At 50.1% G+C, this 15452-nt stretch carries 10 protein-coding genes; 8 read left to right on the forward strand and 2 right to left on the reverse strand.

All coding sequences use genetic code 11. The features are described 5' to 3' along the window. Positions 1–24: 24 nt before the first annotated feature. Positions 25–2805, reverse strand: a complete 2781-nt coding sequence (gene barA, locus C3B51_RS12970) for a two-component sensor histidine kinase BarA (RefSeq protein WP_130245306.1) — start codon at positions 2803–2805, stop codon at positions 25–27. A gap of 82 nt (positions 2806–2887) precedes the next feature. Between barA and rlmD the strand changes: the two genes are divergently transcribed. From rlmD to eno, 5 genes are all read left to right on the forward strand, one after another. Further along, on the forward strand, positions 2888–4213 hold the full coding sequence (gene rlmD / locus C3B51_RS12975; protein WP_130245307.1) for a 23S rRNA (uracil(1939)-C(5))-methyltransferase RlmD: 1326 nt from the start codon (positions 2888–2890) through the stop codon (positions 4211–4213). Positions 4214–4217: 4 nt separating this feature from the next. Beyond that, positions 4218–6374, forward strand: coding sequence for a GTP diphosphokinase (gene relA / locus C3B51_RS12980; protein WP_125783596.1), 2157 nt, complete (start codon positions 4218–4220; stop codon positions 6372–6374). A 2-nt stretch (positions 6375–6376) separates the two neighbouring features. Continuing rightward, entirely contained in the window at positions 6377–7177 is an 801-nt protein-coding gene (gene mazG, locus C3B51_RS12985) for a nucleoside triphosphate pyrophosphohydrolase (RefSeq protein WP_130245308.1), read from the forward strand. Between the two features lie 103 nt (positions 7178–7280). Next, positions 7281–8915, forward strand: coding sequence for a CTP synthase (locus tag C3B51_RS12990; protein ID WP_054017337.1), 1635 nt, complete (start codon positions 7281–7283; stop codon positions 8913–8915). 306 nt (positions 8916–9221) lie between these two features. Continuing rightward, positions 9222–10514, forward strand: a complete 1293-nt coding sequence (eno, locus tag C3B51_RS13000; RefSeq protein ID WP_046003480.1) for a phosphopyruvate hydratase — start codon at positions 9222–9224, stop codon at positions 10512–10514. Positions 10515–10583: 69 nt separating this feature from the next. Here eno and mutH read toward each other — a convergent pair whose 3' ends face one another. Next, positions 10584–11258 (reverse strand): DNA mismatch repair endonuclease MutH, encoded by a 675-nt coding sequence (gene mutH, locus C3B51_RS13005; RefSeq protein WP_130245309.1) that lies wholly within the window; start codon positions 11256–11258, stop codon positions 10584–10586. Positions 11259–11689: 431 nt separating this feature from the next. Between mutH and rppH the strand changes: the two genes are divergently transcribed. The 3 genes from rppH to C3B51_RS13020 all read left to right on the forward strand — a co-directional run bounded on the left by rppH (position 11690) and on the right by C3B51_RS13020 (position 15452). Beyond that, entirely contained in the window at positions 11690–12208 is a 519-nt protein-coding gene (gene rppH / locus C3B51_RS13010) for an RNA pyrophosphohydrolase (RefSeq protein ID WP_010386751.1), read from the forward strand. An 85-nt stretch (positions 12209–12293) separates the two neighbouring features. Beyond that, complete coding sequence (ptsP, locus tag C3B51_RS13015; protein ID WP_130245310.1) at positions 12294–14573, forward strand: phosphoenolpyruvate--protein phosphotransferase; 2280 nt, start codon at positions 12294–12296, stop codon at positions 14571–14573. Between the two features lie 66 nt (positions 14574–14639). After that, the gene (locus C3B51_RS13020) at positions 14640–15452 is read left to right on the forward strand and encodes a sulfite exporter TauE/SafE family protein (protein WP_130245311.1); all 813 of its coding nucleotides are present in this window, start codon (positions 14640–14642) and stop codon (positions 15450–15452) included.

A 15452-nucleotide genomic window follows, 5' to 3' on the forward strand; every position in this document is an offset into this window, starting at 1 on the left:
TAAGTGAAATTGGTATTACATTCGCTAATGCGTAAGCGTTGGCCCCGATACGGCTTGTGAATCTCGCTCTAAATGTTGCAGCTCATCAATCAGCTCCAGCAACTCCGGCTCAATATAATCAAAGTCACGGGATTGTTTTAAGGCCGTTTCCAGCGTTTCGGCCAGGTTCTTGAGCGTCGGCACACCGGTATAACAGCAGGCGCCATGAAACTTGTGGATCACCGTTAGCAGCGTTTGGGTATCTTCCTGTTGCGCCGACTCACTCAGCTGGCTGAGGGTTTCGGGGACACTTTGCAACAGCATATCCAACATCTCCAGGGCCAGCTCTGGTTTATTGCCAGCGCGTTGCAGGGCCAGCTCCCAGTCCAGCAAGTGGCTTTCAAACGGGGCAATGCTGGCCACCTGAGGCTGTTGTGCCTTTTGTTTTTCCGGCGGCAATGACGGGCTGTGGTCGCAAATGATCTGCCGCAGCATGTCTTCGTCGATCGGTTTTGTCATGTAGCCATTAAAGCCATCTTTGATCAGCTGCTCTTTTTCACCCGTTAATGCATGCGCCGTCACTGCAATGATAGGCGTATCATCATTCAGGGAAGACTCTTTAATGGTTCTGCACGCAGTGATGCCATCCATGATCGGCATCTGAATATCCATAAAGATCAGGTCGTACTTTTGTGACTTACATAAACTCACCGCTTGCGCGCCATTGTGAGCCGTATCTATGGTATCGACCTGCTCTTCCAGCAGGGTGTAAAGCAGCTTTAAATTGGCGTCATTGTCATCGGCTATCAGCACTTTGAGCGGCAGGTGTGCTAAGTCTGTGTCGTCAATTGATACGCTGGGATGATCTAAGCGATAAGGCGCTGCCAGCATGTCGCACAGCTTTCTGTGATGCATAGGTTTGCTGATACAGGCATCGGCGCCACTGCCAATTAATGATTCACGCATATTGTGAGAAATGGTGTTGACCATCAGGTACAGATAATCCGCCATCTCTCTGGCCTGGGTAATATAGGCCTTCACAGTTTGCATATCATCCACCGTTGCCATGTTACCGATCAGGCAGATGTCATACTTAAATTCCTGCTCCAGTGCGGCCAAAAAGGTTTCTTCATTTTTACAGCAGGTCACTTGCATCGCCCAATCTTCAAGCTGAGCTTTAACGGCATTGCGGGTATGCTCCTGTGGCTCAAAGTACAGCACGCGCTTGTTTTCCAGTGGCTTGGTAGGCAGGTCGTCATCAAACAAGCGACTTGGCAGATTAAAAATGGCATTAAAGGTAAAGCACGAACCACTGCCGGGTGCAGAGTTAAGCGTGATGCGGCCACTCATGGCTTCGACAATATGTTTGGTGATGATTAAGCCAAGACCTGTGCCGCCGAACTTGCGGGTAATGCTGGAATCGGCCTGAGCGAATGGGGTAAACAAGGTGTCTTGTTTTTCCTGTGCAATGCCGAGCCCCGTATCACTGACCGAGATCAGCAGCGAGGTCTGGCTGTCGCCCTTGAGTCGATGGCTGATATCGACTTTCACTGAACCTTTTTCGGTGAACTTGATGGCATTGCTGATCAGATTGATCAGGACCTGTTTAAAGCGTGTCGGATCGCCCACCAGGTTATCCGGCACCTGGCGATTGATGGCAATCGACAGTTCCAGTTGTTTTTCATAGGCGCTCGGGGCAAGCAGCGTCATCACTTCATTCACCGCATCCCTGAGCTGGAACTGAATACTTTCCAGCTCCATGGCACCGGCTTCGAGCTTCGAAAAGTCGAGAATATCACTGATGATGGTCAGCAGGCTGTTGGCCGACAGCTCTATGGTATCTAAGTAGTCTTTCTGGTGCTTGTTAAGGGGCGTTTTGTAAAGCTGGCGGGTAAAGCCAATCACGCCGTTCAGCGGGGTTCTTAATTCGTGACTCATCTTAGCGAGGAAGTCGGATTTAACCCGGTTGGCCACCTGGGCTTCTTTTTTCGCAATATTCAGCTGGATATTCTGGGTTTCGTATTGCTCCAGTGTTTCCCGGTAATCGCTGGTGGCCTGATCTATGTGCTTTTGCATTTCGTCGCGTTGTAGCACCATTTTTTCGCTGATGGTGATGAGGCCCTCACGAAGTAAGTCGAATTCGCCCTGCATCGGCTGTTCTACGCCAATTTTGGTTTTGCCCTCAAGCAGTTTATCTGTGGCCAACAGTAAGTGAGACAGCGGTGTTGAGAACATGCGGCTGAGCCGGGTCGAGACAAAGGCACTCAGCAACAAAGCCACCATAATGATGGCGCCACTGAACAGCAGTGCTTGTTGCTGGCCAATAATGGCTTGGTCTTTACTGAGCTCTATCATCAGCACTGCGGTGGTGCGGGTATGGGCATTTTGCCAATCCGAAGTCCCTTGCTGTTGCGGCTGTTTTACGGGCGCAAAGATAATGTATCTGTCGAGGTACTGAACGATTTCAGTGGCATGTAATTCCGTGACATTGCCACGATAATGGAGCTGATTAAAATCGTTATGATAGTTACTGGTTAACAGCAACTGATTGTCTTCATTGAACAGCGCGATGCTATTGACGAAACTGCCATGCTGGTTGTGGGTGGTGGTGATCACCCGATGCAACCTGGCTTTATCTCGCTCAGCCAACGGTTGTTCCACCGTCATTGCCAGGGTATTGGCCAGGCTGGTGCCTTGTTGCTTGAGGATTTGTTCAAGCTCAACGTAACGATTTATAGTAAAATAGCCGCCAAGTACCAGGCCGATTAACACCGTTGGGATCAGGGTCAACACTAATACGCTGTCGCGCAAACTCAATTTAGACATAAATTGGATGTAAAACAGTAAGTAGTCTGAGCCCTAGAGTATCGAGTTAACAGGTGTTTAGCAATCTTATAGGGGCGGCAATATGGCACAAATATTTCGTGCTGGAAAATCTTCTAAACAACGTAGTAAGCAAGTCGAGACAGTTGAGCTGACAATTGACTCACTGGATCATCAGGGGCGCGGTGTGTGCAGACACCAGGGAAAAGTCGGCTTTGTGGATGGTGCACTGAGTTCCGAGCGGGTTAAAGCACGTATCAAGACTCAAAAAAGTCGTGTTTTCGAAGCGCAAACCGTCAAGGTGCTGGAGCCAAGTGAGGAGCGGGTTACGCCGTTTTGCGAATACTATCAACAATGTGGTGGCTGCGCGTTACAGCATCTGGACGCCGATGCGCAGCTGGTGCATAAGCAGCAGGCGGTTTCGGCCTTATTTAACAAATTCGCCAAAGCTTCTGAGTTGCCCTGGCTGGCACCACTGACTGGGCCTGAGCGCCATTATCGCCGCGCCGGGCGTATTGCCTGCATCTATGACAAACAAAATAACCAGCTCAAACTGGGGTTTCGCTCTGCCGGGTCAAAGAAAATTATTGAAATTGATCACTGTGCGGTCATGGTTGATGCCTTTGCTGGTGGCTTTGAAGCGCTGCGCCAGGCTCTAAATGCCCACCCAGAACTTCGCAGCGTCAGCCATATCCAGTTCTGTGCAGCGGATAATGGGGCGTTTGTACTACTGCGTCATACCCGGGCAATTAGCCCACAGGTTAAAGCACAGGTTGCAGAGCGTCTTGCGGGGCAAAACTGGCAGCTTGTCTGGGATGATGGCAAGTCGCAGCCAGAATATGCGCTGTTGCCAACCTATGAGAGCGCCGGCGTAACGTTTGCGTTTAAGCTCGACAACTTTATTCAGGTTAACCGCGATATCAATGAGCAAATGCTGCAAAGGGCACTTGAGTGGTTAGCGTTGACGGGCACTGAGCAGGTTCTGGATCTGTTTTGCGGAATTGGTAACTTCTCCTTATTGCTGGCAAAACACGCAAATAAGGTGGTTGCGGTAGAAGGGGTGACAGAGTCGGTTGCAATGGCACGGCAAAATGCGCACACTAACCACATCGACACGGTCAGTTTTCACCAGTTTGACCTCACTCAGCCCCTGACAACGGCGAACTGGTTTCATGCGGCGCTGGATGTGCTGGTGTTAGACCCCTCACGCACCGGGGCGTACGAGATATTACGGCAGTTGCCGTTGACGCAGTTTAAACAGGTTTTATATGTGTCCTGCGATCCGGTGACTATGGCCAGAGATGCGGCATTGCTACTGGAAGCGGGCTTTGTGGTCGATAAAGTGTGTTTAATGAATATGTTCCCGCACACAGGACATATAGAAACCATGGCGTTGTTCCAAAGGAGGTAGTCATATGGTTGCGACTCGCCAGTCTCATCAATCCGGTCTTCCGGCTGACTTTCATGCCCGGCTTGGGTTACTGAATTTATCGCAGGAAAAGCGCGACCGGCTGGATCAGGTGTATGCTTTATGCCCGCAAGATGAGGCGACCACCACTTTGGCCAAAGCCATTGAAATGGTTGAGATCCTGGCAGAGCTGAACTTCGATTCGGAGTCGCTGGCCGGGGCTTTTTTGACTCCTTATTTCCTGTCCGGACAAATTGAGATCGACGCCATAGAAGAGGCACAGGGAGAAAATGTTGCCCTGCTGCTCAAAGGCGTAGAGCAAATGGCCTCCATCAGTACGTTGGCCCATCAGGGCAAGGGCAGCTTGCAGATAGACAAAATTCGGCGCATGTTACTGGCCATGGTGGAAGATGTCCGCGCCGTGGTGATCAAGCTGGCGGAGCAGATCTGCTATTTGCGCGCCGTTAAAAACGCCTCTGAGGAAGAGCGGGTGGTGGCAGCCAAAGCCACGGCCAATATTTTTGCGCCACTGGCCAACCGGCTGGGGATCGGACAGCTCAAATGGGAGCTCGAAGATCTTTCATTTCGCTATTTGCACCCAAAAACCTACAAGAGCATTGCCAAGCAGTTGTCGGATAAACGCCTGGACCGTGAAGCCTATATGGCCAATATGGTTGAGCTGGTGCAGAGCAAGCTCAAAGAGGCGGGTATTGAGGCCGAAGTGTATGGCCGGCCTAAGCACATTTACAGTATCTATAAAAAAATGGTGCAAAAGAATTACGAGTTTGATCAGCTCTTTGATATCCGCGCGATGCGGGTGGTGGTCAATGAAATTCAGGACTGCTACGGTGCGCTGGGTATAGTGCACACCAACTGGCGTCATCTGCACAAAGAGTTCGACGATTATGTTGCCACACCAAAGCAAAACGGTTATCAGTCCATTCACACTGTGGTGTTTGGCCCTGAGGGCAAAACTGTGGAGATCCAAATTCGCACCCAGGCCATGCATCAGGATGCCGAGCTGGGCGTGGCGGCGCACTGGATGTACAAAGAAGGGGCTCTGCCGGGCCGTGGTTCAGGGTATGAACAAAAGATTAGCTGGCTGAGAAAACTGCTGCAATGGCAAGAAGAAGTGGTCGATGGCAGCGAGCTGGCCGAAGAGCTGAAAAACCAGGTTGTAGAAGACAGAGTGTATGTCTTTACCCCCAAAGGCGATATTTTTGATTTGCCATTAGGCGCGACGCCACTGGATTTTGCCTACTACATTCACTCTAACGTTGGACACCGCTGCATCGGTGCCAAGGTATTTGGCAAAATTGTGCCCTTTACCCATAAGCTATCGACCGGCGATCAGGTTGAGATACTGACCCAGAAAAACCCGTCGCCAAGTCGTGATTGGCTCAGCCCGTCGCTGGGCTATGTGCACTCATCCAGAGCGCGCAGCAAGATCCATCACTGGTTTAAGCAGCAGGACAGAGATAAAAATCTGCAGGCGGGTAAAGAAATTCTGGACGGTCATCTGCAAAAGCTTGACCTGACTTACAAAGATCTCGACTCCGCCATTGAGCGCTTTAATTTTAAAGAGCTTGACGATTTAATGGTGGCCATTGGTGCTGGTGATATTCGCATCAACCAGTTCCTGAATTATGTTCAGGACAAGCCAGAGCCGATGCCTAAGCTCAAAATGAGCACGCCGAAAAAACACAAAGGCGATAGCAATGGCATTGTGGTTGAAGGTGTTGGCAATCTGATGAGCCATGTTGCCAAGTGTTGTCAGCCGGTTCCGGGGGATGAGATTGTCGGTTATATCACCCAAGGGCGGGGCATTGCCGTGCATCGTGCCGATTGTGACTCCTTTGCGCATATTTGTGAGCAGCATCCGGAGCGGGAAATTGCCGTCAGCTGGTCAGACGATGTGCGTGCCTGTTATGCCGTGACCTTACATATCGAGGCCAATGACCGCCACGGCCTGATCCGCGATATCAGCTCGGTACTGGCCAACGAAAAACTCAATGTGATGAATATGAACGTCAATACGCAGGATGATAAGCACATTGCCATTTTCACCATGAAACTCGAAGTGGGCGACTTATCCGCGATGAACCGCTTACTGACCAAGCTAATGCAAATAGAAGGCGTATTTGAAGCCCGGAGACAACACTGACTATGAGCGCCTCGTTGCAGCAATTACTGGAGATTATGGCAACCCTGCGTGACCCGCAAAAGGGTTGCGCCTGGGATCAACAACAAAGCTTTGAAACCATAGTGCCCCACACCCTTGAAGAAGCCTACGAAGTGGCCGACAGCATAGAGCAGCAAGACTTTGTCGGGCTCAAAGATGAATTGGGCGATTTACTGTTTCAGGTGATTTTTTATGCTCAGTTGGGCAAAGAAGCCGGGCTCTTTGAGTTTGAAGACATAGTGAAAGGGCTGAATGATAAGCTGGTGCGCCGCCATCCTCATGTTTTTGACACTCCTAATAGCACGTTGAGCGAGGCTGAATTAAGTGCGCAGTGGCAGGCCATCAAAGATAAAGAGCGCAGTGCAAAGCCGGTGCGGTTTGGCGACGATGTCCCACTGAATTTACCCGCCTTATCGCGCGCTGCGAAAATTCAAAAGCGCGCTGCGTCTTTGGGGTTTGACTGGCCGACCTATCAGGGCGCGCTGGACAAAGTAGCTGAGGAAGTGACGGAAGTCAGTGAGGCACTCAGTCACGACCCTGACTCCGAGCACAGTGCGGAGGAGCTCGGCGATCTGCTGTTTGCTACGGTGAATGTGGCGCGTCATATCAAACGCGACCCGGAGCAGCTTTTGCGCCGTGCCAGTGACAAATTTATCGCCCGCTTTAGTGCCATCGAGGGCATTCTGGCGGAGCGGGAAATCGCCTTGTCGGACGCCAGCCTGGCGCAAATGGATGACGCATGGGAAGAAGTCAAACGACGCCAGCGTTCAGGTGAGAATAATTAAAGGGGGTGATTTTTCGCTGGATTGCCCCCTGCGCTTTTGCTATACTATTGCCCCGTCTTGATTCTTATTTAAATTCCATTTTTCCTGATATTCTAGGGTTCGCATGAGTACAAAATTTATCTTCGTAACGGGCGGAGTTGTTTCCTCCTTGGGTAAAGGTATTGCAGCTGCTTCATTGGCTGCGATATTAGAAGCGCGTGGTTTAAACGTCACTATCCTTAAGCTGGATCCTTATATCAATGTTGACCCTGGCACAATGAGCCCGATCCAACATGGTGAAGTCTTTGTGACAGAAGACGGCGCAGAAACTGACCTGGACTTAGGTCACTACGAGCGTTTCATTCGCACCAAAATGACCAGCCGCAACAACTTCACGCAGGGTCGTGTTTTTGAAGATGTACTGCGTCGTGAGCGTAAAGGTGAATACCTGGGCGCGACCATTCAGGTGATCCCACATATCACTAACGACATCAAGCGTCGTGTTCTGGAAGGGGCTGAAGGCCACGATATTGCTATCGTTGAAATCGGCGGTACTGTGGGTGACATTGAGTCACAACCTTTCCTTGAAGCCATCCGTCAGCTGGGTACAGAGCTGGGCCGCGAGCACGCTTTGTTTATGCACCTGACCTTAGTGCCGTTCCTGGGCGCTGCGGGCGAAGTAAAAACCAAGCCAACTCAGCACTCGGTAAAAGAGCTGCGCTCAATTGGTATTCAGCCGGATATCCTGGTCTGTCGCTCAAACTGTAAACTGCCAGCTAACGAGCGTGCCAAGATTGCGCTGTTCACTAACGTAGAAGAAAAAGCCGTAATCTCATTGCAGGATGTAGACAGCATCTACAAAATCCCGGCACTGCTTAAGTCACAGGAACTGGATGACCTGGTTTGTCGTCGTTTCTATCTGGATGTACCAGAAGCAGACTTGTCTGAATGGGAACAGGTGTTATATCAGGAATCAAACCCAACAGGTGAAGTGACCATTGGCATGGTTGGCAAGTACATTGAATTGCCAGACGCCTACAAGTCAGTAAACGAAGCGCTTAAGCACGCTGGCCTGAAGAATCGAGTAACCGTGAATATCGAATATGTTGATTCACAGGACATCGAGAGTAAAGGCACTGAACTGCTGGACCACCTGGATGCGATTTTGGTACCGGGCGGCTTTGGTAACCGAGGTGTTGAAGGTAAGATTTTAGCAGCCAAATATGCGCGTGAAAACAAAGTGCCTTACTTAGGTATCTGTTTAGGCATGCAGGTTGCGCTGATTGAATACGCGCGCAACGTGGCGGGCCTTGAAGGCGCTAACTCAACTGAGTTTGATGCTAAATCGCCTCATCCGGTTGTTGGTCTGATCACTGAGTGGCTAGATGCCGACGGTAACGTTGAGACCCGTACTGAAGAGTCAGACTTGGGTGGTACGATGCGCCTGGGGGCTCAGCTGTGTCATCTTAAAGAAGGCTCAAAAGTACGCGACGTATACGGCAATGCCGAGATCACTGAGCGTCACCGCCACCGCTACGAGGTAAACAACCACTACGTTGAGCGCCTTGAGCAGGCAGGTCTTGCCTTCACGGGTCTGTCGGAAGACAAGAAACTGGTTGAGATCATCGAAAACAAAGATCACCCCTGGTTTATTGCGGCTCAGTTCCACCCTGAGTTTACGTCAACGCCACGCGACGGCCACCCGCTGTTCGAAGGGTTCGTTGCAGCTGCGTTCAGCTACCAAAAAGCTGATTCTTAATGATGAAAAGCCGTGCCTCAGTGCACGGCTTTTTTAATCGCCAAAGTAATACCAATTTGCTTAATTAAGTGTTCTATTTTGAGGCGAGAAAATAGGGTCGATAACAAGGCAAAAATCTTGCTATTTAGTTGGTCTAAATGAGAAATTTTTAACGCCGTTAGCGTCATATTTACTCCTTCAAATTGACCAGGTATTAAGTAAAATTGGTATAACACCGTATTGCTATGTAACTGCAACAAGCGGGTATATAGCAATGCGAAAGCAGACACACAACACACTCACCACTTTGGGAAAAGAGGAATCAAGATGTCAAAAATCGTAAAAGTGATTGGCCGTGAAGTTATGGACTCACGTGGTAACCCTACCGTTGAAGCCGATGTTCATTTAGAGTCGGGCGCATGGGGCCGCGCGTGTGCACCATCAGGTGCATCAACAGGAACTCGCGAAGCACTTGAATTACGTGACGGAGATAAAGCTCGTTACCTGGGTAAAGGTGTACTGACCGCGGTAAACTATGTTAACAACGAAATCGCAGCAGCCCTGAACGGACACAATGCCCTTGAACAACGTGCAATTGACCAGCTAATGCTGGACCTGGATGGCACTGAAAACAAAGAAAAGCTGGGTGCCAACGCTATCCTGGCTGTGTCTTTAGCTACGGCTAAAGCGGCAGCACAAGAAAAAGGCGTGGCGCTGTACGAGCACATTGCAGACATCAACGGTACAGCTGGCCAGTACTCTATGCCAGTACCTATGATGAACATCCTGAACGGCGGCGAGCACGCTGACAACAACGTTGATATTCAGGAGTTCATGGTTCAGCCAGTGGGCGCGAAAAGCTTCCGTGAAGCACTGCGCATGGGTGCAGAAATCTTCCACAGCCTGAAGAAAGTATTGAAATCACGTGGCCTCAACACCGCGGTAGGTGATGAAGGTGGTTTTGCACCAGATCTTAAGTCAAACGAAGAAGCGCTGGAAGTGATCGTTGAAGCGGTTGCAGCAGCGGGCTATGAAATGAACAAAGACGTGACACTGGCACTGGATTGTGCGGCGTCTGAGTTCTATAAAGACGGCAAATACGACCTGCAGGGCGAAGGTAAAGCGTTCGACTCTGAAGGCTTTGCTGGCTTCCTGGCAGACCTGGCTGCGCGTTACCCAATCGTGTCTATCGAAGATGGTCTGGACGAAAGCGACTGGGCTGGCTGGAAGATCCTGACCGATAAGATCGGTGACAAAGTACAGCTGGTGGGTGACGACCTGTTCGTTACTAACACTAAGATCCTTAAGCGTGGTATCGATGAGCAGATCGGTAACTCTATCCTGATCAAGTTTAACCAAATTGGTTCACTGTCTGAAACTCTGGACGCAATCAAGATGGCACAGGATGCAGGCTTCACTGCGGTTATCTCTCACCGTTCAGGTGAAACAGAAGACGCAACCATCGCTGATTTAGCAGTGGGTACTGCGGCTGGCCAAATCAAGACTGGCTCACTATGCCGCTCTGACCGTGTTGCTAAGTACAACCAGTTACTACGTATCGAAGAAGCGCTGGGCGACAAGGCTATCTACAAAGGTCGCAGCGAGATCAAAGGTCAGTAATTCATATTCTCTGATTGAAAAAGCCGCGTAACTGACGCGGCTTTTTTGTGCCGGTTAATTTTGGTTTATTTACCCGATAAACTGCTCGGCCAAGATACTCTGAGTAAACTGCATTTTCAGATAAAACCCGCGGGGCAGGGTTTTGATTACTTTGCCTTGTGGGCCAATCGCATCGGTCAGGGCCTTACTGTTGGCCGCTTTTGGTCGGATCTGCATGACCTCGCCCAGTTTGCCACTGATCTCATCGACCCGCCCCAGCGCAATCAATTCAATTTGCTCTTCCCAGTCCCGTTGTAGCTGCTGTTCCTGCACGGCGTTAGGTTGCCATAAAAAACCGCTGCCTATGGTCCGGTCCACCGGAGCTATGTCCCGCTCCGCTAAAATCGGCAGCCACAATACATGATTGAGTTTTTTCTTTACGGTACTGTCTTGCCAGCGTAAACCCGTCAGGTTGGTCAGCGGCACCACAGACACATAGGTGGTTTCGAGAGGTTTGCCGTTATAGCCAATGGGCAAGGTTTTTAGCTCGACGCCAATAAACTCAAAGTCGGGTACAGGTTTAGAGCCTGCGCTGGCACCGAGCACATATTCTATTAGCTGACCTGGCCAGCCTTTTTCCCGGTTCAGATCCTGCGGGGTTTTAAAATGAAACTGCGCCGCAAGCTCTCCGAGTGTTTGTCCGGCGATGGCATCTACGCGGGTCATGAGTTCGGCAATGGAGTGGGGAGGTGTTGGCTTTGACACAATCTGGCTCGTCTTTTTCTGCTTGGCCTCGTATGGTAACAAAAATAAATCGACAATGTGGATGAAAACCGATTTGTGTGTTTTTTGAACTGCTTCGTTGTGGGTTACTCTTTAAGCTGTGACTTTCTCACTCTTTAAGTTTAATTTTATGATTTATATGATTTTTTTAAATTTTGCTCCACATCAACAAGGGGGGAAATTAGCCAGGTTTTGGATAAATACAAGTATATAAACATAATTATCCACAGATTCTGTGGAGAAGATGCAGATTTCATCGTGTTATTGTGGATTTGTCTGTAAAATCATCATGAATAATTAAACTTATGCACAAGTTGTGGGTAAGTTGCGTAAAAGCAGGAATTAAATTTGCCCAGTGCCCTGAGTTGTGGAACAATCAAAATCATATCAAACAAATATACGAGGCACTTAAGGTGATTGATGCCGAAGGATTTCGTGCCAATGTAGGAATTGTTATTTGTAACAATCAGGGGCAGGTATTTTGGGCGCGGCGCTATGGCCAGCATTCATGGCAGTTTCCGCAAGGGGGTGTGGATGAAGGCGAAACACCCGAACAGACCATGTACCGTGAACTGCATGAAGAAGTTGGGCTACGACCGGAAGATGTCGAGATTGTTGCCAGCTCAAAACATTGGTTACGTTATAAATTGCCAAAGCGACTGATCCGCAAAGACTCCAGTCCCGTGTGTATTGGCCAGAAACAAAAATGGTTTCTACTGAAACTCAAGTGCAAAGATGAAGATGTAGACTTAATGCGCACTCATCATCCCGAATTTGATGACTGGCGTTGGGTGAGTTACTGGTATCCGGTGCGTCAGGTTGTGTCGTTTAAGCGTGATGTATACCGCCGGGTGATGAAAGAGTTTGCGCCTTTTGCGATGCCCTTTAATCGCAAAGAGCATGCGCATAAAGATCACTGGCGACGCCGTTAATCAGTACAGGCGTAGGTCAGATCAGGGTAATTAGAAAGAGTAAATGAGCAGTACAGAGCGATTTCTACCAATTTAGGAGTCAGGTGTGTTAGCAACATTACGAAACATCGCAGAGATGGTCTCTCAGCAGGATAACCTCGAAACGGCCTTATCTCGCTTTGTGATGATGGTTAAGGAAGCAATGCACACAGAGTGTTGCTCGGTTTACTTTGCCGATTATAGTCAGGACAATTTTGTACTGATGGCCAGCGATGGCCTCAACCCCGAAGCCGTCGGACGGTTTCGGGTTGGCTTCACTGAAGGTCTGGTCGGGCTGGTCGCTCAGCGGGAAGAGCCAATCAACATAGCGCATGCGCAAAGCCATCCCAGATTCAAACTACATGCCGAAGTGCACGAAGAAGGCTACAATGCTTTTTTGTCGGTCCCAGTGGTGCATCAACGTAAAGTGCTGGGCGTCATCGTGGTTCAGCAGCGTGATGAGCGGGTGTTTAGTCACGATGAAGAATCCTTTCTTATTACACTATCTGCGCAACTGGCCTCACAGCTTGCTCAGGTAGAGTTACAATCTGTGCTCAAGCAGGATGCATCCAGTCACAAAACCTCGGTGCTCAAAGGTGTTGCCAGTGCCCCCGGCATAGCGCTGGGTGAAGCCTTTGTGGTGATCCCTAAGCTCGACTTTGCCAGTATTGAATCTCAGCAATGTGAGCAAATCCATCAGCAGCGCCAGTTGTTCCAGCAAGCGGTGGCTGCGACCCGACAAGAATTTCATGTCTTAAAAAACACCCTCAGTGACTCCTTACCCAAAGAAGCACTGGCCGTATTTGAGGTCTATCAGCAGCTGTTAGACGCACGCAGCCTGGGTCAGCGTGTTGAGCAACAGCTGGAGCAGGGCTGGAATGCCAAATCCGCGTTAAAGCATGTCATTATCGAGCTGGTAACACAGTTTGAAGCCATGTCCGATCCCTATATCAAAGAGCGGGCGGTTGATGTCAGGGATCTGGGGCTGAGGGTATTGCATCACCTGGTCAGCACAGAAAGCATGGTGAAAAGTTACCCTGATAATACTATTTTAATTGCCAATGAGCTGACCCCGGCGATGCTGGCCGAAGTACCCAAAGATAAACTCAAAGGGGTGATCAGTGTCCATGGTTCGGCGAACTCCCATGCTTCGATCCTGACTCGGGCAATGGGGATCCCCGCAATCTGGGGGATTGAGGATATTCCGCTGTTGCAGTTCGACGGCAAAGATATGATCCTCGATGCGTATGCCGGGCGGGTGTATATTTCGCCTTCCGACGTGCTGCGTAATGAATACTCTGCACTGAAACTGAAAGAAGGTCAGCTGCACGATAAATTTGAGGCTGAGCATCATTTGGAGTCTGTCACTGCCGATGGTGAGCGGATCAGCCTGTTGCTCAATGCAGGCCTGGACTTATCTACCGAGCACCTCAGCGCCAAATATTGCGATGGCGTGGGTTTGTATCGCACCGAAGCCTGGTTTATGCAGCGCGGACAGTTTCCGTCACAGGCTGAGCAGGAAAACTGGTATCGCGAGGTGTTGGCGCGTTATCACCCGGAACCCGTCATTATGCGCACCCTGGATATTGGCGGCGATAAAGTCCTGGATTATTTTAACATTAGTGAAGATAACCCTTTTCTTGGCTGGCGTGGGATCCGGGTTACGCTCGACCATCCCGAGCTGTTTTTAGATCAACTCAAGGCCATGCTCAAAGCCAATGCCGGGCTGGGTAACTTGCGGATCATGTTGCCTATGGTCAGTCACACAGAAGAAGTCGACGAAGCACTGGCGCTGCTGGAGCAGGCGTACTTTGAGCTGCAAGAAGAGTGGGCCGATCAGTTTTATACCATAGATAAGCCCGACATCGGCGTGATGCTGGAAGTGCCATCAAGTATTTTTTTACTGCCCGAGTGGGCCGACAAGGTCGACTTTTGCTCTGTGGGTAGCAACGACTTGACGCAATACCTGCTGGCGGTAGACAGAGCCAATGCCCAGGTCGCTGAGTTATTTGAACCTTATCATCCCAGTGTGCTGCGGGTCCTGAAAAAAATAGCCGATGATTGTCAGCAGCTGGAGTTGCCGTTTAGTCTATGCGGGGAGCTGGGTGGTGAGCCGCAAGGCGCGATCTTACTCGTTGCCATGGGATTTCGTCGCCTTAGCATGAACATCTCATCGTTAAATAAAATAAAGTGGACACTGCGCAGGCTGGCTGTCAGAGATATGGAGGCTTTGCTTGCTCAGTGTCTCGCGGCATCCAGCGCCAAGCAGGTCCACAGACTGCTGCGCGAGTTTATGATAGCGCAAGGCCTCAGTGAGTTACTTTATACCAAAAGTGATACGGCCTGAACCGCGACTGGAGGCGTGCGCACAGATACGCTACTATAACGCGCCCATAATAATAAGAGTGTCTTTATGACAATCAGTGTGTTACTCATTTTAAGCTGCGCCTTGCTTGGCTGTATTGTCGGCTTTCTGGCCGGGTTACTCGGTATCGGCGGCGGCTTGATCATTGTGCCTGTGCTGTCGGCAATCTTATTGTACTTTGAGGTACTGGCTGATGAGCATGTGATAGTGGTTGCCATTGCCACCTCTTTGGCGTCGATTTTGTTTACGTCCACCTCCTCTGCGCTGGCTCACCATCGAAATCATAATGTGCCCTGGGAGATTGCCCCCTGGGTGATGACAGGTGTCGCTGTGGGTGCTTTGGTCAGTGGTTTTATGGTCGCGCTGATCCCTGTGCACTGGGTTAAGTGGACTTTTGTCATTTCGGTGTTGCTTATCGCCGCTAAGATGGTGTTTAGTACTCGCTCAAGCAGGACAACAAAAAAGCGCGCCCTGCCATCTGGCACCGTGCTGACAGGCATTACCACTTTGATGGGGGCCTTGTCTGCCATGATAGGCATAGGCGGTGGCGTGTTGATTGTGCCGTTGCTGAGCTATTTTGGTGTGGATATACGCAAAGCGATAGGCTGTGCGGCGGTCAGCGGTGTTGTGATTGCGCTGTTTGGCTCTGTCGGTTATGTCGTATCGGGGGGGCAGGCCTTGAAACTCACCGACGGGTTTGCAGGTTTTGTGTATTTACCGGCATTATTTGGTATTGTGCTGACATCCTGGTTTGTCGCTCCAATTGGGGCCAAAGCAACACACACTCTGCCGGTGCCAGTGATTAAGAAAGTGTTCGCGTTACTGCTCGTGGTGATTGCGGGAAAAATGTTATTTTATTGA

This window comes from Pseudoalteromonas rubra, assembly GCF_004212645.1.
Classification (GTDB): domain Bacteria; phylum Pseudomonadota; class Gammaproteobacteria; order Enterobacterales; family Alteromonadaceae; genus Pseudoalteromonas; species Pseudoalteromonas rubra_G.